Origin of the sequence: Egibacter rhizosphaerae, from assembly GCF_004322855.1 — a bacterium.
GTDB lineage: Bacteria > Actinomycetota > Nitriliruptoria > Euzebyales > Egibacteraceae > Egibacter > Egibacter rhizosphaerae.
This window is the reverse complement of sequence record NZ_CP036402.1, coordinates 94,390-112,300: the sequence shown is the minus strand read 5'-3', so window position 1 is coordinate 112,300 and position 17,911 is coordinate 94,390. Positions and strand designations below refer to the sequence as shown.

Genomic DNA, 17,911 nt, shown 5'->3' with positions numbered 1-17,911 from the left:
GCAGGGTGTCGTCGGCGTGCGGCGGCTACAGCGCGCGCAGGTGCAGCACGTGGCTCGGCTCGACGTCCGGGTCGAGCCGAACGTAGTTGTGGGGGCCGTGCCAGAGGTAGGTCGTGTCGGTCAGCAGGTCGTGGGCCTCGAACGGGCCGATCCCCTCCAGGCCGAGCTGCCCGAGGTCGAGCGCGGTGGTGGCCTCACGCGGGTGGTGCGGATCGAGATTGACGATCACCAGGATCGGATCCGTGCGGCCCGGGGCGACCTTGGAGAAGCACAGCATGGCCGGATCGCTGATCTCGTGAAACCACACGTTCGAGAGGTCACGGAGTGCGCGGTGCTCACGGCGGATCCAGTTGATGCGCGCGATGTACGGGGCCAGGGAGTCCGACCGGTCCCACTCGCGGGGACGGAACCGGTACTTCTCGCTGCCGAGGTACTCCTCGCTGCCGGGTTCGAGCGGGACGTTCTCGCACAGCTCGTAACCAGCGTAGATCCCGTACGAGGGGGAGAGCAGCGCCGCGAGGACCAGGCGCAGCTTGAACGCCGGCCGCCCCCCGGTTTGGAGGAACTCGGTGAGGATGTCCGGCGTGTTCGGCCAGAAGTTCGGCCGGTAGTACTTCGCGACCTCCCCGTAGGCGAGCTGGGTCGCGTACTCCGTGAGCTCCTCCTTGGTGTTGCGCCACGCGAAGTAGGTGTAGCTCTGGTTGAAGCCGAGCTTCGCCAAGGTCGCCATCATCTTCGGCCGGGTGAACGCCTCGGCCAGGAAGATGAGCTCGGGGTGCTCGCGTCGGAGCTCGGCGATCACCCACTCCCAGAACGGCAGCGCCTTGGTGTGCGGGTTGTCGACGCGGAAGACGCGGATGCCCCGGGCGATCCAGAACTCCAGCACCTCCCGCAGCGCCTGCCAGAGGTTCTCCCGATCCGAGGTGTCGAAGTCGAGCGGGTAGATGTCCTGATACTTCTTCGGCGGGTTCTCGGCGTAGGCGATCGTGCCGTCGGAGCGGTGGCGGAACCACTGGGGGTGCTCGGTCACCCACGGATGGTCCGGCGAGCACTGGATGGCGTAGTCCATCGCGACCTCGAGGCCGTGGCGCTGTGCCTCGGCGACGAACGCGTCGAAGTCCTCGAGGGTCCCGAGGTCGGGATGGATCGCGGTGTGGCCGCCCTCGGGCCCCCCGATCGCCCACGGCACGCCGGGGTCACCCGGCTGCGGATCGAGGTCGTGGGGGCCGCCCGAGCCCTTTCGGTAGGTCCGTCCGATCGGGTGCACGGGCGGGAGATAGACGACGTCGAAGCCCATCTCGGCGATCGCCGGCAATCGCTTCGCCGCCGTCTCGAACGTGCCGCTGCGGGGGGAGCGATCGTCCCCCTCGGCGGGCCAGAACGCACCCTCGGACCGCGGGAACATCTCGTACCAGGCGGAGAACCGGGCACGCTCGCGGTCGATCCACAGCGGATACTCGGCGCTCCACGTGAGGTCGAGCCGCTCGGGGTGCCGTTCGAGGAGCGCCAGCAGGTCCGCGTCGGTGGCTGCCGCGACCTTGTCGGACAGCGTCCCCGTTCCGCGGAGCACGGCGATCACCTCGGCGATGACCTCCGACGCGGCGGCGGGGAGGTCGGTGCGCCGCTCCAGCAGGCGCGCCCCGTCCTCGATCGCGACGTCGAGGTCGGTCTGCCCGGCCGCGTGCTTCTTGCGGATGCCGTCGGCCCACGTGCCGTAGTGGTCGGTCCATCCCCCGACCGCGAACGACCACGGCCCCATACGGTCGACGCCGAACGTCCCCAGCCACCGGTCGTTGGTGTCCAGGCGCATCGGCGTCTCCCGCCACGAGCGCTCCCCAGGGGCCCGGTAGGCCACCGCTGCCGCGAGATGGTCGTGGCCCTCCCGCAGCAGGTCGGCGCCCACCGTGACCTCGTCGCCGACCACCGCCTTGGCGGCGTAGCGACCGCAGTCGACCACGGGCTCGACTTCGGCGATCTCGATCCGTCCGCGCATCCCACACCTTCCAGGCGTCAGCCGGGCGTGAGCCGTACCGCGTCGCGGCCCCCTTCACACCCGCGGGCGGACGCGACGTGCGCGAGCCTACGCTCTGAGCGGCCGCGGCGCGCCCGGGTCGGGTCGGGCGGGCCTCGGTCGATCGCCGGACCGTCGCGATGCTCGTCGCGAATATCGTGGCGACCGCCCGAGCGACGCCTCGGGCGGATCCTGAAACGTAGACTGCGCCGCCCGCGGCGCTCTCGTGAGACCGAGTCCCGCTGATCCCGGAAACCGAGTCCCGCTGATCCCGGAAACCGAGTCCCGCTGATCCCGGAAACCGAGTCCCGCCGATCCCGGAAAAGGACGCCCATGACGAAGCAGGACGAGCAGGTCCCACCCACGAAGGCTCTGTCGACCTTTCGGGTGAACCCGTCGCTGCCCGAGCAGCTCGAGCCGCTCACCGGGTTGGCGTACAACCTCCGATGGGCGTGGGACGCGCCCACGCGGGAGCTGTTCCAGCGGGCGGACCCCCAGGCGTGGCTCGACTCCGGTCACAACCCCGTCGCCGTGCTCGCGCGTCTCGGCCACCAGCGCATGCAGGAGCTCGCGTCCGATGCGGACTTCCTCGCCGACCTCGAACGGCGGCGCGCGGCGTTGCAGCGGTACCTGACCGAGGAGCGGTGGGCCCAGCAGGAGGACCCGCCGCCGCCCGCCGTGGCGTACTTCTCCCCCGAGTTCGGCCTCACGGCGGGCATGCAGGTGTACTCGGGCGGGTTGGGCGTGCTCGCCGGTGACCACCTGAAGGCGGCGAGCGACCTCGGCCTCGACCTCGTCGGCGTGGGCCTGCTCTACCGGCACGGGTACTTCCGCCAGTACCTCGATCACGACGGATGGCAGCACGAGCAGTACCCCGATCTGAATCCGCACGACCTGCCGCTCACGCGTCTCGAGCGGGGCGGCGCGCCGGTCACCGTCGAGGTGGAACTCGCCGAGCGCACGGTGGGGTGCGCGATCTGGCGCGGCGAGGTCGGTCGGATCCCCCTGCTCCTGCTCGATACCGATCTCGAGGAGAACGACCCGTCTGACCGCCCCATCACCGACAAGCTGTACGGCGGGGATCGGGAGCACCGCTTACGCCAGGAGATCGTGCTCGGCGTCGCCGGGGTCCGTGCGCTCCGTCGAGCCCGTGAGCTCGGCGAGGTCCCCTTCGAGCCCATCGTCTACCACTCGAACGAGGGCCATGCGGCGCTGCTGCAAGTGGAGCGCGTCCGCGAGCTCGTCGTCGAGGAGGGCCTCGAGTTCGACGAGGCCGTCCAGGCCGCTCGGGCCCCGGTGCTGTTCACCACGCACACGCCCGTGCCGGCTGGGATCGATGTGTTCGAGCGCGACCTCGCGGCCCGCTACCTGGCCCCGATGGCCGATGCGTGCGGAGTCGACACCGACCGGATGCTCGCCCTGGGACGACACCACGGCGACGAGTTCAACATGGCCGTGCTCGCGCTGCGGCTGTCGTCCGCGGCGAACGGGGTGTCCCGACTGCACGGCCACGTCGCGCGCGACCTCTTCGACGATCTTTGGCCCGAGCTGCCGGCCGCCGAGGTCCCGATCACGAGCGTCACGAACGGCGTGCACGGCTCGACGTGGATCGGCCCCGAGATGACCTCGGTCTACGACCGCCATCTTCCGGCCGACTGGCGGAGTGACCCCGACGCGTTCGCCGTCGCGGCCAAGATCGACGACGAGGTCATCTGGCAGGCACGGCAGCGCGAGCGCGAGCGCCTCGTCACGAGCGTGCGAGAGCGGGTCCGCCATCAGCGGGAGCGCCGCGGCGAGCCCGCGTACGGTCTCGGGTGGACCGAGGAGGTCCTGGACCCGGACGCCCTTACGATCGGCTTCGCGCGCCGGTTTGCGCAATACAAGCGCGGCACGTTGCTGCTGCGCCAGCCCGAGCGGCTGCGCGAGCTGCTGTTGTCGCCCGAGCGACCCGTCCAGCTCGTCTTCGCCGGAAAGGCCCATCCTCGTGACGACGGCGGGAAGGACCTCATCCGCCAGCTCGTTCACTTCGGTGCCGACCCGGCCATCCGCGACCGCTTCGTGTTCCTCGAGGACTACGACATGGACCTGGCGGCCGCCTTGTACCACGGCGTCGACGTGTGGCTGAACACGCCGCGCCGGCCCTACGAGGCCTGCGGCACCAGCGGGGAGAAGGCGGCGCTGAACGGGGTGCTGAACTGCTCGATCCTCGACGGATGGTGGGACGAGATGGCCGACGCGGAGAACGGCTTCTCGATCGGCACCCGCGAGACGCATCCGCCCGAGGAACAGGACGCGCTCGACGCCGAGGCACTGTTCGACACCCTCGAGCACGGCGTCGTGCCCACCTTCTACGAGCGTCGCGACGGCTCGATCCCGCGCCGGTGGGTGGGGATGATCCGCCACTCGATCGCGTCACTCGGGCCACGGGTTCTGGCGAGCCGCATGGTGCGCGAGTACGTGACCGAGCTGTACGCGCCGGTGGCGGCACGGGCGGAGGGGCTGATCGCCGAGGGGTACCGCGGCGCACGCGAGCTCGCCCGCTGGAAGCAGCGGGTGCAGGAGGCATGGCCGGCCGTGCGTGTCACCGACGTGCGCACCGATCCCGGGGAGGCGGATCTCGGCGATCGCCGGGAGCTGCGGGTGCAGGTCGAACTGGGCCCGTTGTCCCCGGACGACATCGCCGTCGAGCTGCTGCACGGATCCGTCGATGCCGACGGGACGATCAGCGCGCCCGCCCGGCAGTCCCTCGAACTCGTCGAGCGGCACGACGGGACCGCGGACTTCGCCGGCTCCTTCGCCGTGCGAGACGTCGGAGAGTACGGGTACGCGGTCCGTGCCCTGCCCGACCACACCGGGCTCGCGAGTCGCGCGGAGCTCGGCCTGGCCCGGTTCGCCGCCCCGGAGGCGGCCGGCGACGAGGTCGGGCCCGAGGAGTCGGGCGAGCCGGTGTGGGAGGCGTCGACGTGACCGGGGCCGCCGACCGGCCGTGGTGGTCGGACGCCGTCGGCTACGAGGTGTACATCCGCTCCTTCGCTGACGGGGACGGCGACGGGGTCGGTGACCTCCACGGGCTCGCGGACCGCCTCGATCACCTGGCGTGGCTCGGGATCGACATCGTCTGGATCTCGCCGTGCTACCCCTCGCCCCGTCACGACGGCGGGTACGACGTCGCCGATTACCTGCGAGCCGCGGACGATCTCGGCGGGGACGCCGCGCTCGACCGTGTCATCGGCGGCGCCCACGACCGGGGGATGCGGGTCGTGCTCGACCTGGTACCCAACCACACCTCCAGCGAGCACCCCTGGTTCCAGCGGGCGCGGCGTTCGCGTGACGCGCCCGAGCGATCCCGGTACCTGTGGCGCGACGGCGCCACTCCCGGTCCACCCGAGCAGGGCGGCACGCCGCCGAACAACTGGGTGAGCCATTTCGGGGGGCCCGCGTGGTCCTACGATCGCGTCACGGACCAGTGGTGGTGTCACCTGTTCCTGCCCGAGCAGCCCGACCTGGACTGGTCCGATCCCGAGGTGTCCGCGGCCTTCGAGGAGATCCTGGAGAGCTGGTTCGCGCGGGGCGTGGACGGATTCCGGATCGACGTGGCGCACGGGCTGGTGAAGCACCCGGACCTTCCGGACCTTCCGCCGGCCACGGGCCCCGACCGGGTCGACCCGGCCGAGGCGGCGAACCCGGTCGACCCGGCCGAGGCGGCGAACCCGATCGACCCGGATGACCCCTTGGATGCCCACGACCAGCTCGACCACCGCTACGACGTGAACCAGGAGGGCGTCCGGGACGTGTACCGACGATGGCGCCGGATCGCGGACCGCCACGGCGCTCTGCTGCTCGGCGAGGTCTACCTCCTCGATCCCGAGCAGCTGTCCCCGTACCTCTCGGGGGACGGGCTCCACCTCGCCTTCTGGTTCGGGTCCGTGCACACCGAGTGGGACGCCGCGGCCGTGCGGGGGGTGTTGCGCCGCGGCGCGGACGTCGCGCCAGGGCACGTGGCGTGGATCATCGGGAGCCACGACGTGTCCCGTGCGCCGACACGATTCGGCGGGGGCGACATCGGTCGCCGACGTGCTCTCGCGCTCGCGACCCTCCAGTTCTGCCTGCCGGGGGTGCCCTTCGTGTACCAGGGGGACGAGCTGGGGCTCGAGGATGTCGCCGTTCCCCCCGAGCGCGCCGATGATCCGATCGTCACTCGGGCCGGCGTGACCGCCCGCAGTCGGGACGTGTGCCGCACGCCGATGCCGTGGGCCCCCGGGCCGGGCCTGGGGTTCAGCGGCGCGGCGGACCCGTCGCCCGAGCCGTGGCTGCCGATGGGGCCGCGCCGCGACACCGACACCGTGAGTGTCCAGCGCGAGGACCCTGACTCGCTGCTGCACCGGTGGCGCGCGCTCGTCGCGTTGCGTCACAGCGAGCCCGCTCTCGTCGAGGCCCCCGTGGAGTGGTTGACCGAGGAGGGGCCGGTCATCGCGTTCCGACGCGGGCCCTTGATCACCGTGGCGAACGCGGGGTCGGTGGCGGAGACGTGGGCGCCGCCGGGCCAGTCCAGCGCGTGGGTCCTGGCCTTCGACGCGGCCGGTCGTGGTGACGGGCAACGACTGACCGGACCGCTCGAGCTCGCGCCGGCCGACGCGGTGGTGCTGCGGTCGGATGAGCACTCGTGACCGGGGTGGCGGCGGGCGTGGGTCCCGTGTCGGCGGGCGTGGGTCCGCTGTCGGCGTCGCGCCCGTTGCTGCCGGCAAGGCTGGTTGGCACGAGAAGGAGCCGACCGCGCGGGCCCGAGCCGATAGACCCGTCGCGGCCGGCTCCGAGGGGCGGTCGTTGCAAACGCAGGGCGTACCCTGCGAGCGAGGGTGGACGACCAGCCGCGGAGGAAGGTAGCCGCGTCCAGTGGCGACGAGGTCGCGGAGCGGTGACGAGCATGTAAAACGTGGGACGGTGCCCGGAACGAGCCCGATAGGAGGCCGGAAGAGCATGGCGGACGGCGTGTACCAGATCCTGCCCGAGAAGCCCGTCGAGACCCTCGAGGCCTACGTCGCCCAGGGGGGCGGCGAGGGCTTGGAGAACGCGCTCGCGATGACTCCCGACGACATCGTTGCGGAGATCCGTGCCGCGGGGCTGCGCGGCCGGGGTGGCGCGGGCTTCCCGACCGGCATCAAGTGGCGCGGGGTGCGCGACGCCGGGATGGCGGACGGGCGTTGCTACGTCGTGTGCAACGCGGCGGAGGGCGAGCCGGGCACCTACAAGGATCGCCCGCTCATGGAGCGAAATCCGTACCAGATCCTCGAGGGGATGCTCATCTGCCTCTACACGACGGCGGCCGCCCACGCGTACATCGCCACCAAGGAGCGTTTCACCGAGGCCTATCGGCGACTGATCGAGGCCCGCGACGAGATGATGGCCGCCGGGTGGGAGGGTGCCGAACACCTCACGGTGGTTCCGGGCCCGGACACCTACCTCTTCGGTGAGGAGAAGGCGTTGCTCGAGGTGATCGAGGGCAAGCTCTCGATGCCGCGCCTCGTGCCTCCCTTCCAGGTCGGTCTGTTCGCGACGACGACCCAGCCGAACCCGGCGGTGGTCAACAACGCCGAGACGTTCAGCCACGCCACCCAGATCATCGCCAAGGGCGCCGACTGGTTCCGCACCGAGGGCACCGAGGAAACGCCGGGGACGTTCCTGTTCGCCATCTGCCAGGACGTACCGAATCAGGGGGTCTACGAACTGCCCATGGGCACCTCCCTGCGCACCCTCGTCTGCGACATCGGCGGCGCGGACCCCGACGACGTCAAGGCGATCTGGTCTGGCGTGTCCAACCCCGTCATGACGCCGGACCTGCTCGACCTGCCGCTGGACTTCAACTCGATGGCCGAGGCGGGGTTCGGTCTGGGCAGCGGGGGCTATGCCGTCTACGGCCAGCACCGTGACATGGTGCAGGTCACCCAGCAGCTCGAGCGGTTCCTCGCAATCGAGTCCTGTGGTCAGTGCAACGCCTGCAAGACCGGCAACATCTTCATGGCCGAGCGGCTCTGGCAGCTCGTTCAGGGCGAAGGCACGCGTGCGGACATCGACGCGCTCATGCACCGCACCGAGATCGTCACGGACCAGAACCGGTGCTACCTGCCCGTCGGAGCGGCGTTCGTCGTCCGCAGCGCGATCGAGACGTTCCCCGAGGAGTTCCACGGCCGGGTCGGTGCGGGTCCGGTGCCGGAGGAGATCCGGGTGCTCGCGCCGAAGATCATCGACTGGGACGAGGACGAGGGGGTGCTCGTGTTCGACCCCGAGTACTACCGCAAGCGCCCGGACTGGACGTACGCCGCGCCCGAGGCGGTCGAGGTCCCGGGAGAGCTGCTCCCGTGAGCCGCCAGCGTCGGCGCACCCGTCGACTGGCCTGATCAGCGTGTCCGACGAGTCCACGGAGGACGGTGCCGCCGAGGAACCGCCGCTCGCACGCCGCCCGATCGGCGTCGCGCTGCTGGCCGGGCTGATGCTGGCGTTCCTCCACACGGTCGGGGTCGTGGTGCTCGGTGTGCTCTCGGCGGCGCTGACTGCGGGGCCGGCGACCGCGGGCGGCGGCTGGGACGTCGTCGTGTGGGTCGCGGGCTTGCTGCCCGGTGGCGCTGCCGCGCGGCCCGTGCTGCGCCGCGCATCGCGCCCGGCGATCGCGGGGGTCCTCGCCGGGTTCGTCGCCGCCGGTGCCTACGCGCTGCTGGCCAGCCTCGGGGATCCCGCGAGCGTCCCCGTGTTCGGGTGGCGGGTGCTGTCGCTGGTCGCCGTGGGGCTCCTCGCGGGGCTCCTCACACCCATCGGCCCACTGCGGGGCGATCCCGGGTCGTAGCCGGTGTGGACTCATCCATCGGCTTCAGGTGCCCGTGGCGTCCACGCCCTCGGTTCCGAGGTGTGCGATGGCCGCATATCCCGCACGCTGTGGACACTTGTGCTGCCCGTGGGGGGCGCTGGCGCCCACACCTGGCGGTCGGCTCGTCAGCCCCGGCCGCCAGTCGTCAGCCCCGGCTGCCGGTCGTCAGCCCCGCCCGCGGTCGGTGTCCTGCTCGCTGTCGGTGGCGTCCTCGTCGGAGACCCGCACCGGATCGCCGTCCCGAGCACCGACCGACTGCCCGTTCGCGGCCGCGCGGGGCGGGTCGGCGGCCGGTTCGGGCGCGTTGGTCGCCCGGGGATCCCGGGTGGCCTCGACCCCCGGCGACTCCGGCCCGGCATCCGCGTCTCCCGCGTCCCTCTCCTCGGCGGGCGTCCCGCCGGTACTCCCGTGCGAGGCGCCCGCGGGCGTCGGGGGATCGCCGTCGAGCTTGGGGTAGGCGATCCGGGGGTGATAGACACCGACCAGCGTCTCGACGAAGGTGTCCTGCACGATCGCCAGCTCGCGGAAGGTGAGGTTCGCCTCGTCGAGCTGGCCGTCCTCGACCCGGTCGGTGACCAGGCCCCGGACGATGCCCTCGAGGTCGTCCCGGGTGAGGTTGCGGTCCGCGAGCGCCGCGGCGCGGCTGGCGCCTTCGCAGCAGTCCGCGAGCATGAGCACCGCCATCTCCTTGCTCGCGGGCTTTCGTCCGGGGTAGCGGAAGGCGCCCTCGTCGACCTCCTCCCGACCGCGGGCGTTGACCGCCTGGCGGTAGAAGTAGTCCACGCGCGTGGTGCCGTGATGGCTGGCGATGCCCTCGACGACCTCGGCCGGCAGTCGGGACGAGCGGGCCATCTCGATGCCGTCGTCGACGTGCGCCTGGATGATCTCCGCGCTCGCCTCCGGCGGGAGCTCGTCGTGCGGGTTCGCGATCCCGAACTGGTTCTCGACGAAGAAGTACGGTCTGCGCACCTTGCCGATGTCGTGGTAGAGGGCCGCGACGCTGCCCAGGAGGCTGTCGGCCCCGATCCGTCGGCACGCCCGCTCGACCATCGTCGAGACCATGATCGAGTGGTTGTAGCTGCCCAGGGCCTTCTGCTCCAGCTCGCGCAGCAGCGGGTGGTTGCGATCCTGCAGGTCGAGAAGGCTCGTGGCGGTGAGCACCCCGAACAGTGACTCGAGGAAGGGCAGGCTCCCGTTCACGATCACCGCCGTGGCGACCCCGTTGAGGAGCCCCGCCAGTGCGGCGATCTCGATCGGTCCACCGAACGTGGCCGCCAAGACGACCGCGAGCAGGATGTAGACCAGCGTCGACTGCCACGCCGCCTTCCGCAGGTCCCCGCGAGCGGACAGTCGCGAGACGAGCGGGACGCTCGCGAGGGAGGCCAGGATGGTGAACACCAGAACACCGGGCTCCTGCGGCATCGAGAACGCCACGAGCACGGCCATCGGGATCGTGGACAGCACTCCCACCGGTGGGTCGAACAGGATCGTCGCGAGCATCGCGATCGCGCCGGCCGGGAGGACGTACAGCCAGCCGCTGGTCGGGTCGGGCGCGAACAGCGCCACCGTCTCGGCGAGGGCGGCGAACAGGGTCACGAGCACCGCGAACAGCAGCAGCTTGCGTGACGAGGCCCACACCTTGCGCCGGTACGCCCGCAGATAGAAGGCGACGGCCGCCCCGGTCACGAACGAGACCGCGAGGGCCCGCAGGACCCACTGCCAGGGCTCTGCACCTTCCAGACCGAGCCGCTGCAGCGCTTCCATCTGGATCTCGTCGACCGGCTCACCCGCCTCGACGATCGAGCCGCCCCCCACGAACGCGCGCACCACCTCGTCGACCTCGCTCGCGGCCTCCTGGCGAGCTTGCGCCGTGGCCTGCTCGTCGACCCGGACGGTGGGTCGGGCCGCTTCCTCGATCAGTGGCGCGACCGCGACCTCGCCGACCTCCCCAGGGAACGAGCGCACGGCGAGCTCTCCGCGCAGCTGGTCGGCGACGACCTGGTCGACCTCGCCCTCCTCGATTTCCTGACGGGCGAGCTGCTGCGCGATGTCGACGGCATCGGACCGCGCCTCGGCGAGCTGCTCGTCGTTGAGGTCGACCAGGGCGGCGAGTCCTCGCTCGTCGAGCAAGTCCGTGCGCTCGGCCAGGCTCTCGACCTGCTCCTCCTCCGGTGGAGCCTCGTCGTCCGGACCGGCCTGGCGAGCGGTCTCGACACGCGAGAAGACGTCGCGGACGTCCTGCACGAAGTCGCTGCGGGCCTCCTCGTCGTCGACCAGCACCGGTTCGACGGATTCCTCCGCGGCCCGTTGCTCGCGCTCGGTGGCCTCGGGATCGGCGATCTGGACGCCTTCGGGGGCGAAGACCGTCCGCGGGCTCGGCTCGCCCTCACGGATCGGGGTGTCCCCGAGGAAGGCGGAGACGCTCATGATCGCCGGGACGACGAGCGCGGCCAATAGCAGCGCCGCGATGCGCTGCAGCCACTCCGGTCCGGTCAGCGGAGCCACATCACTCCTTCACGGAACACGAGGATCGATGACGCGAACGGCGATGCGTGACGGCGTTGCGTGCCTGCGGCGAGACCGTGGACGGACGCGTCCCGGCCGTTGCCGTTGTTCGCGCGGCCCACGGGGGACGGTTGAAGGGCCACGATGCACGGTGCCGAGCCCGCACGAGGGAGGCCATGCTGCGAGACGCGCCTGATCGGCCCGGCAGGACGTCGAGGTCGAGACCGTACCTCGACAGTACATCGTTCGCGGCGGCCGCGCGCCCCGTTCATCCCATCCCGGCGCCCGTCATCCACGCGCGTGCGGTGAGGCCGAACAGCACGAGGCCCGCGACCGCGAAGATCGTGTGCGGCGAGCGCCGCCCCTCGAGGCTCCAGCGGTGCGCGAACACGAGCGTCACGATCGGAAACACGAGGCCGTAGAGGATGTGGAAGACGTTGTCGAACCATGCCGCCCCCCAACTGCCGCCGACCGGGATTCGCCCGATCAGCAGGAGGACGAGCCCCACGAGCAGCTGACCGAGCAGCAGGATCTGCGCCAGCGCCACGAACCGCCAGAACGTCGGCGTCTCCTCGTAGCGCAGCAGCCGCAGGGCGAATCCCCAACCGGCGACGATCGCCCACGAGCCGACGATCGCGTAGCCGACCCAGTTGTGCAGGAGCGCCAGCGTCATCGCGCCCAGGGTACTGCTCGGGTCCGGCCACTCGGTTCGTGCCGACGGGGACCGCTACCCTCGCCCACGATGCTCACGCTGTCCGGTGTCGCGGCCCGTCACGGCCTCAACGAGCTGTTCGCCGGGGTGGATCTGCAGCTCACCCCCGGTCGGCGGATCGGGCTCGTGGGACCGAACGGGGCGGGCAAGACGACCCTGCTGCGGATCATCGCGGGCGATCGCGGGCCCGACGACGGGCTGGTGAACCGCGCGAAGGGCACCGTCGTGGGGTACCTGCGCCAGGACGTGGCCGAGACGCGAGGCCGCTCGGTGCTCGAGGAGACCATCGCGGCCGCGGGCGATCTCACGGCGCTCGAGGAGCGCCTGCGAACACTCGAGCAACGCATCGCGGACGCCGCCGAGCGCGGCGAGGACGCCGACGACCTGCTCGCCACCTACGCGCGGGTGCAGGAGACGTTCGAGCTCCGCGGCGGCTACGAGCTCGAGGCCCGGGCCCGCAAGGTGCTGGCCGGCCTCGGCTTCCGCGACGAGGAGATGACCCGTGACGTCGGGGTCTTCAGCGGCGGCTGGATGATGCGGATCGCCCTGGCCCGCCTCCTGCTCAGCGCACCGGACGTGCTGCTGCTCGACGAGCCCACCAACCACCTCGATCTCGACAGCGTCGGCTGGCTCGAGCAGTTCGTCGCGGGCTACCCTGGGGCGGTCCTCATCGTCAGCCACGACCGCGACTTCCTCGATGCGACCTGCAACCGCATCGGCGAGCTCAGCGGTGGTCGCCTGACCGAGTACGTCGGCGACTACGAGACGTTCGTCACCGAACGCGAGCTGCGCCGCGAACAGCAACGCAAGGCGGCACGCAACCAGCAGCGCAAGCTCGCGCAGGACCAGCGCTTCATCGACCGGTTCCGGTACAAGGCCTCCAAGGCGAAGCAGGTCCAGAGCCGCATCAAGATGGTCGAGAAGACCGAGCGGATCGAAGAACCGGTCGACGACCAGCCCCGGTTCTCGTTCCGCTTCCCCGAGCCACCGCGGTCGGGCCGCGACGTCGTGCGCCTGGAGCAGGTCGCCAAGGCGTACGGCGATCACACGGTCTACGGCGCGCTCGACCTGGTCCTCGAACGGGGCCAGAAGGTGGCGCTGGTGGGACCGAACGGCGCGGGGAAGTCGACGCTGCTCAAGCTGCTGGCCGGGGTGCTCGACCCGGACGCGGGGGAGCGGGTCTACGGGCACAACGTGCGGGTGGCGTACTACGCGCAACACGCCCTCGACCAGCTCGTCGAGACGCGCACCGCCCTCGAGGAGGTCACCGCCACCGTCGACACCCGACGCGTCAACCCGCGGAGCGTGCTGGGTGGGTTCCTGTTCTCGGGGGAGGACGCCGACAAGCGTGTCGGGGTCCTGTCCGGGGGCGAGAGGGCTCGGCTCGCGCTCGCGAAGCTGATGAGCGACCCGGTCAACCTGCTCTGCATGGACGAGCCGACCAACCACCTCGACGTCGCCGCTCGCGACGTGGTGGAGGAGGCGCTGGTGGCCTACCCGGGGACGGTCGTGCTCATCACGCACGACCGCCACCTGATCCGTTCGGTCGCGGACGCGATCGTCGAGGTGCGCGACGGCGACGCCGTGCTACACCCGCTCACGTACGAGGAGTACTTGGCGCGGCGGGGTGGTCACGCGGCGGCGGGCATGGAGGCCGTCACGGACGGGTCATCTCCTGCGGCCGCGATGGGGGAGGGCCACGCGACCACCCCTCAGCCCGTCCGGCGGTCGACGGAGGGCCGGGAGGAGGAGGCCGCGCGCAAACGCGCGGAGGCGGAGCGTCGCAACCGCCGTTACCGCGCGACGAAGGTGCTGCGCGAGGAGCTGACGCGCGTGGAGGCCGAGCTCGAGGAGGCCGAGGCCGAGGAGCGCCGTCTGGAGCGCGAGCTCGCGTCCCCGGAGGTGTACGACGACGGCGAGCGGGTCCGCGAGCTCACCACGAGCCACCACCTCGCCACGGAGCGCGTCGCCGAGCTCCTGGAGTCGTGGGAGCGGACCGCCACCGAGCTCGAGCAGGCCGAGGCCGAGCTCGCCACGGGGTGAGCAGCGCGGCATGTATCATCGTCCTAAGGCCCGTTGAGCCTTCGGGCGCGCACCACCGTCAACGAGACGAGGGGATCGCACGATGAGCGACATGGGAGGCGGCGCCACCGCAACACGGCCAGTGTCCGAGGCGGCCCCGGGGGTCCGCACCGGATTCATGAGCCGCGATCCCGCCCACCTGGTGGGCGGGATCGCGGCGTTCATCGTGTTGCAGTGGTGGATGTTCGACACGGGGGTCGCGCAGGCGCTCTTCGAGTTCGTCGCGGGGACGAGCTGGCTCATCATCCTGGGTGGGTTCATGATCGTGAGCTGGCTCGCGACGCGCCTGTCCTACTCGGCGCGCAGCACCGGTGCCGCGTACGGCGCCTACGCGCTGCTGATCGCCGCGAACGCGACGATCTTCGCGCCGTTGCTCTTCCTGGTCACCACGATCGAGCAGGCCGCGGGAGCGGTCACCACCGCCGCGCAGCTGTCGGCCATCGCCTTCGTCGTCCTCTCGGCGATCGCCATTAAGACCAGCAAGGACTTCTCGTTCCTGCGCGGCATCCTCATGTGGGGCTTCTTCATCGCGATCGCGCTCATCGTGGGGTCCGTGTTCCTCGGCGCGGCACTCGGCACGTGGTTCGCCGTGGCGATGGTCGGCCTGGCCGGCGCGGCGATCCTCTACGACACCCAACGCATCTACCACCAGTTCCCGCCCGAGCTGGTCGTGCCCGCGGCGATGCACCTGTTCTCGTCGGTCGCGCTCCTCTTCTGGTACGTGCTCCTGCTGGTGATGGGCCGCGACTAAGCAGGCGGTTCGGGCGGTCGCTCAGTCGGTCGCCGGTCGACCGGTCGCGCACGGCACGCCGCCGTGCGCGACCGCCCTCGAGGTGCCGTCACCTCGAAGGCGCTGCTCGTGGCGGTGCTAGCCGCCGTGGTCAGATGACCAAGGACCAGGCCTGGGGTGGGGCCAGTGTCCCGGCCGCGCCTCGTGCAGGCGGTCGCGCAGGGCGAAGTACGCAGGCTTGCGCTCGTAGTCCTCGTCCATGATGAGGGGAGCGCCCTCGCCCTCGAAGGAGTGCGGGACCCATGAGTGCTGGTCGCTGAAGCCCCACACGGTGAACGAGTCGCAGCCGTCGACGGCCAGGCAGGCGTCGAGGAGCTGTTCGTACCACTCGGCCTGGGTCGCGATCTGCTCCTCGGTGGGTTCGTCGTTCTCGAGCTCCATGCGGACATCGACCTCCGTGAGCGCGGTCGCGAGTCCGAGGTCGTCGAATCGCTCCAGGTTCTCCTCGACGTCACCGGGGATGTCGTACTGGAGCCCGAGGTGCCCCTGTGCGCCGAAGCCGTGGATCGGCACGTCGTCGGCGAGGAGGTCCTGCACGAGGTCGTAGTAGGCGTCGCTCTTCGCGTTGATGCCCTCGACGTTGTAGTCGTTGAGGAAGAGTTCCGCCTCGGGGTCCGCCTCGTGGGCCCACCGGAAGGCATCCGCCACGATCTCGATGCCGAAGCGCTCCAGCCAGATCGACTCGTCGGTGCGCAGCTGGGGCGGGTCGCCGTCGTCGAAGACCTCGTTGGCCACGTCCCACTGATCGATCTGGCCGGCGTAACGGCCCACCACGGTGTGGATGTGGTCGCGGAGATGGTCACGCAACTCGTCGTCGGTGAACTCGCCCTCCTCGAGCCATTCCGGGTTCTGGCTGTGCCACAGCAGGGTGTGGCCGCGCACGTCCTGTCCGTGGCGCTCGGCGAACGCGATGATCTCGTCGGCCCTCTCGAAGTCGAACTCGCCCTCTTCGGGCTGGACCATCTCCCACTTCAGCTGGTTCTCGGGAGTGACCGAGTTGAACTCCTTGGCCAGGATGCGCCGGTACTGCGGGTCGGTGCGGAACGGCTCCGGCTCGTCGGTGTCCTGGTGATGGCCCCCTCCGGCCACCGCGCTGCCGATGTTGAAGTCCTTGGGCGCGGCCCAGCTCAGCGAGTCCTTCTTGTCGAGCCCCGGTGGGACGAAGCCGTCGCCCTGACCGGGCGGGCCGCCCTCGTCCCCGGGACCATGCCCCGGGCCCGGCGCGTGCGCGAACGCCGGGGCGGCCGCGAAGGTGAGTAGCGCGAACGCGAGGAGTGTCGATACCGCGCGGCTGCGAGCACGGCGCCGTGTCGTCGGATGTCGCTGCATGTCGGCTCCTTTCGCTTGCAGTATGTTTCGGTCAGCAACAAAACACTGCGAATTCTCGGGTGACGCCGATCGGGCGTCAAGAGGTCCGCGAAGGCGGGCGACCCCGGGCCGCGTGGCGGAGCGAACGCGTGACGAGTCGCGATCGCGGAAACGGGAGGGGAGACGCGACCGGGAGGATTCGTCATGGCTGATTTGGTCCGGTTCCACCACCGAGCGCTCGGCGCACTCGACGAGTCGATCGAGCATGTCGACTCCGAGGACTGGCCGCGGCCGACCCCCTGCGAGAGCTGGTCGGTGCGCGGCCTCGTGAACCACCTGACCGCGGAGGCCCTGTGGGCACCGCACCTGCTGAGGGGCGAGACGCTCGAGGAGGTGGGGCAGCGCTACGAGGGCGACGTCCTCGGCCCGCGCCCGCACGAGGCGTGGAAGGAGGCCGGTGAGGCCGAGCGACGGGCGGTCGGGGCGGAGGGGGCGTTGGACGGGACCGTGCACACCTCGATGGGCCAGCTCGACGCCTCCACCTACCTCGCCCAACGGCTAACCGACCTCGTCGTGCACCGCTGGGACCTCGCGCGGGCCCTCGGCCACGACGGGACCGTGCCCGAGGACATCGCCACCTACTTGTACGAACGGTGGGCGCCGCATGCCGAGGGGCTCGCTGCCAGCGGCCTCTTCGCCCCGCCGGTGGAGGTCGGGCCGGACGCGAGCGCGTCGGACCGCCTGATCGCGCTCCTGGGCCGACGGCCGTGAGACCTCGCCTGATCGCGCTCCTGGGCCGACGGCCGTGAGGCCTCGCGCGGCCCGGTGCCGTCAGGGCGCGCGCGCTCGCAGCGCCAGCATGACCACCGACGAGGGCAGTCGGGACGAGAGGGCCGCGACGGCTTCGGCGCGGAGCCGCCGCCGGGCTCCGGCTTCGAGCCCCGCCACGAACCCCAACGTGTGCGGCATGTTGAGCCGCCACTCGACTGCCCGCTCCGGATCGTCGAGTCCCACGTCGACCTCCACGCGCTCGACCCGGGGGTCCGCGAGCCCCGCGGCGACCGCGGCTCCGGCGAAGGCCTCGGCCTCGCCGGTGAGCGCCGCGATGTGGTCCTTGAACGTCCGGTACCAGTCCGGACGCCGGTACCCGAACCGCTCGAGGACGGCTTCGACGACCGGCTTGGCGGGGTGCTCGACGTCGTTCGGGAACGTGCTCGCGAGCACGGGGCTGCCGGGACGGGTCACCCGGCGGCACTCGGCAAGCGCCGTCGCGGGATCGGGCACGTGATTCAGGCAGAACGCGGCGACGACGGCGTCGAAAGTCGCCTCGGCGAACGGCAGCGCCAGGGCGTCGGCGACCACGCCGGGAGGCCGCCGTGCCCGCCGGTGCGCCAGCATGGCGTGCGCGAGATCGACCCCGACCGGGTGCGCTCCCGCCTCGGTCAGCGCGTCCGACGCCACCCCCGTACCCGCCCCGAGATCCAGGACGAGACGCCCGGCCAGCGGTCGCGGCGTCGTCGCCAACAGAGCGGCGGCCATGCCCCGGTAGATCGAGGCGGGTCCGTTCGCCCAGGCCTCGGCCGAGCCCTCATAGGCTGCACGGACCTCGTCGGCGAGGCGTTGGTCCGGCCCGACCTCGCGCAC

12 protein-coding genes are annotated in these 17,911 nt (G+C 71.2%); 7 read left to right on the top strand and 5 right to left on the bottom strand.

From position 1 onward, the window contains the following. Positions 1 to 25: 25 nt before the first annotated feature. Positions 26 to 1,993, bottom strand: coding sequence for an alpha-1,4-glucan--maltose-1-phosphate maltosyltransferase (locus ER308_RS00485; protein ID WP_131153196.1), 1,968 nt, complete (start codon positions 1,991 to 1,993; stop codon positions 26 to 28). Positions 1,994 to 2,344: 351 nt separating this feature from the next. On the opposite strand from ER308_RS00485, the gene glgP reads away from it, so the two are divergent. From glgP to ER308_RS00465, 4 genes are all read left to right on the top strand, one after another. Next, positions 2,345 to 4,978, top strand: coding sequence for an alpha-glucan family phosphorylase (gene glgP / locus ER308_RS00480; protein ID WP_131153195.1), 2,634 nt, complete (start codon positions 2,345 to 2,347; stop codon positions 4,976 to 4,978). Beyond that, the gene (locus tag ER308_RS00475; protein WP_131153194.1) at positions 4,960 to 6,678 is read left to right on the top strand and encodes an alpha-amylase family glycosyl hydrolase; all 1,719 of its coding nucleotides are present in this window, start codon (positions 4,960 to 4,962) and stop codon (positions 6,676 to 6,678) included. Before glgP ends, ER308_RS00475 begins: the two co-directional genes overlap by 19 nt. A 310-nt stretch (positions 6,679 to 6,988) precedes the next feature. After that, positions 6,989 to 8,371, top strand: coding sequence for an NADH-ubiquinone oxidoreductase-F iron-sulfur binding region domain-containing protein (locus tag ER308_RS00470; protein WP_131153193.1), 1,383 nt, complete (start codon positions 6,989 to 6,991; stop codon positions 8,369 to 8,371). 40 nt (positions 8,372 to 8,411) lie between these two features. Then, positions 8,412 to 8,849 carry a hypothetical protein gene (locus ER308_RS00465; protein WP_131153192.1) on the top strand — a complete coding sequence of 146 codons (438 nt, stop codon included), beginning with the start codon at positions 8,412 to 8,414 and terminating at the stop codon, positions 8,847 to 8,849. Positions 8,850 to 9,035: 186 nt separating this feature from the next. On the opposite strand, the gene ER308_RS00460 is transcribed toward ER308_RS00465, so the two are convergent. Together ER308_RS00460 and ER308_RS00455 are read right to left on the bottom strand one after the other, a co-directional pair. After that, positions 9,036 to 11,375 (bottom strand): HD family phosphohydrolase, encoded by a 2,340-nt coding sequence (locus ER308_RS00460; RefSeq protein ID WP_131153191.1) that lies wholly within the window; start codon positions 11,373 to 11,375, stop codon positions 9,036 to 9,038. Positions 11,376 to 11,643: 268 nt separating this feature from the next. After that, positions 11,644 to 12,048 (bottom strand): hypothetical protein, encoded by a 405-nt coding sequence (locus ER308_RS00455; protein WP_131153190.1) that lies wholly within the window; start codon positions 12,046 to 12,048, stop codon positions 11,644 to 11,646. Positions 12,049 to 12,117: 69 nt separating this feature from the next. On the opposite strand from ER308_RS00455, the gene ER308_RS00450 reads away from it, so the two are divergent. Together ER308_RS00450 and ER308_RS00445 are read left to right on the top strand one after the other, a co-directional pair. Further along, positions 12,118 to 14,130: an ABC-F family ATP-binding cassette domain-containing protein gene (locus tag ER308_RS00450; protein WP_131153189.1), complete on the top strand. Its 2,013-nt coding sequence runs from the start codon at positions 12,118 to 12,120 to the stop codon at positions 14,128 to 14,130. An 82-nt stretch (positions 14,131 to 14,212) separates the two neighbouring features. After that, the gene (locus tag ER308_RS00445) at positions 14,213 to 14,920 is read left to right on the top strand and encodes a Bax inhibitor-1/YccA family protein (protein WP_131153188.1); all 708 of its coding nucleotides are present in this window, start codon (positions 14,213 to 14,215) and stop codon (positions 14,918 to 14,920) included. 117 nt (positions 14,921 to 15,037) lie between these two features. Here ER308_RS00445 and ER308_RS00440 read toward each other — a convergent pair whose 3' ends face one another. Further along, complete coding sequence (locus tag ER308_RS00440; protein ID WP_131153187.1) at positions 15,038 to 16,288, bottom strand: endo-1,4-beta-xylanase; 1,251 nt, start codon at positions 16,286 to 16,288, stop codon at positions 15,038 to 15,040. A gap of 183 nt (positions 16,289 to 16,471) precedes the next feature. Here ER308_RS00440 and ER308_RS00435 point away from each other — a divergent pair, with 183 nt between their 5' ends. After that, complete coding sequence (locus ER308_RS00435; RefSeq protein WP_131153186.1) at positions 16,472 to 17,038, top strand: TIGR03086 family metal-binding protein; 567 nt, start codon at positions 16,472 to 16,474, stop codon at positions 17,036 to 17,038. 60 nt (positions 17,039 to 17,098) lie between these two features. Here the strand turns inward: ER308_RS00435 and ER308_RS00430 are convergent, their stop codons facing one another. After that, positions 17,099 to 17,911 carry a class I SAM-dependent methyltransferase gene (locus ER308_RS00430; protein WP_131153185.1) on the bottom strand — a complete coding sequence of 271 codons (813 nt, stop codon included), beginning with the start codon at positions 17,909 to 17,911 and terminating at the stop codon, positions 17,099 to 17,101.

Bases quoted from the DNA above. Each gene is read 5' to 3' on its own strand.
- ER308_RS00485 (WP_131153196.1), bottom strand. From the start codon at position 1,993: ATGCGCGGACGGATCGAGATCGCCGAAGTCGAGCCCGTGGTCGACTGC.
- glgP (WP_131153195.1), top strand. From the start codon at position 2,345: ATGACGAAGCAGGACGAGCAGGTCCCACCCACGAAGGCTCTGTCGACC.
- ER308_RS00445 (WP_131153188.1), top strand. From the start codon at position 14,213: ATGAGCGACATGGGAGGCGGCGCCACCGCAACACGGCCAGTGTCCGAG.
- ER308_RS00470 (WP_131153193.1), top strand. From the start codon at position 6,989: ATGGCGGACGGCGTGTACCAGATCCTGCCCGAGAAGCCCGTCGAGACC.
- ER308_RS00450 (WP_131153189.1), top strand. From the start codon at position 12,118: ATGCTCACGCTGTCCGGTGTCGCGGCCCGTCACGGCCTCAACGAGCTG.
- ER308_RS00455 (WP_131153190.1), bottom strand. From the start codon at position 12,048: ATGACGCTGGCGCTCCTGCACAACTGGGTCGGCTACGCGATCGTCGGC.
- ER308_RS00440 (WP_131153187.1), bottom strand. From the start codon at position 16,288: ATGCAGCGACATCCGACGACACGGCGCCGTGCTCGCAGCCGCGCGGTA.
- ER308_RS00435 (WP_131153186.1), top strand. From the start codon at position 16,472: ATGGCTGATTTGGTCCGGTTCCACCACCGAGCGCTCGGCGCACTCGAC.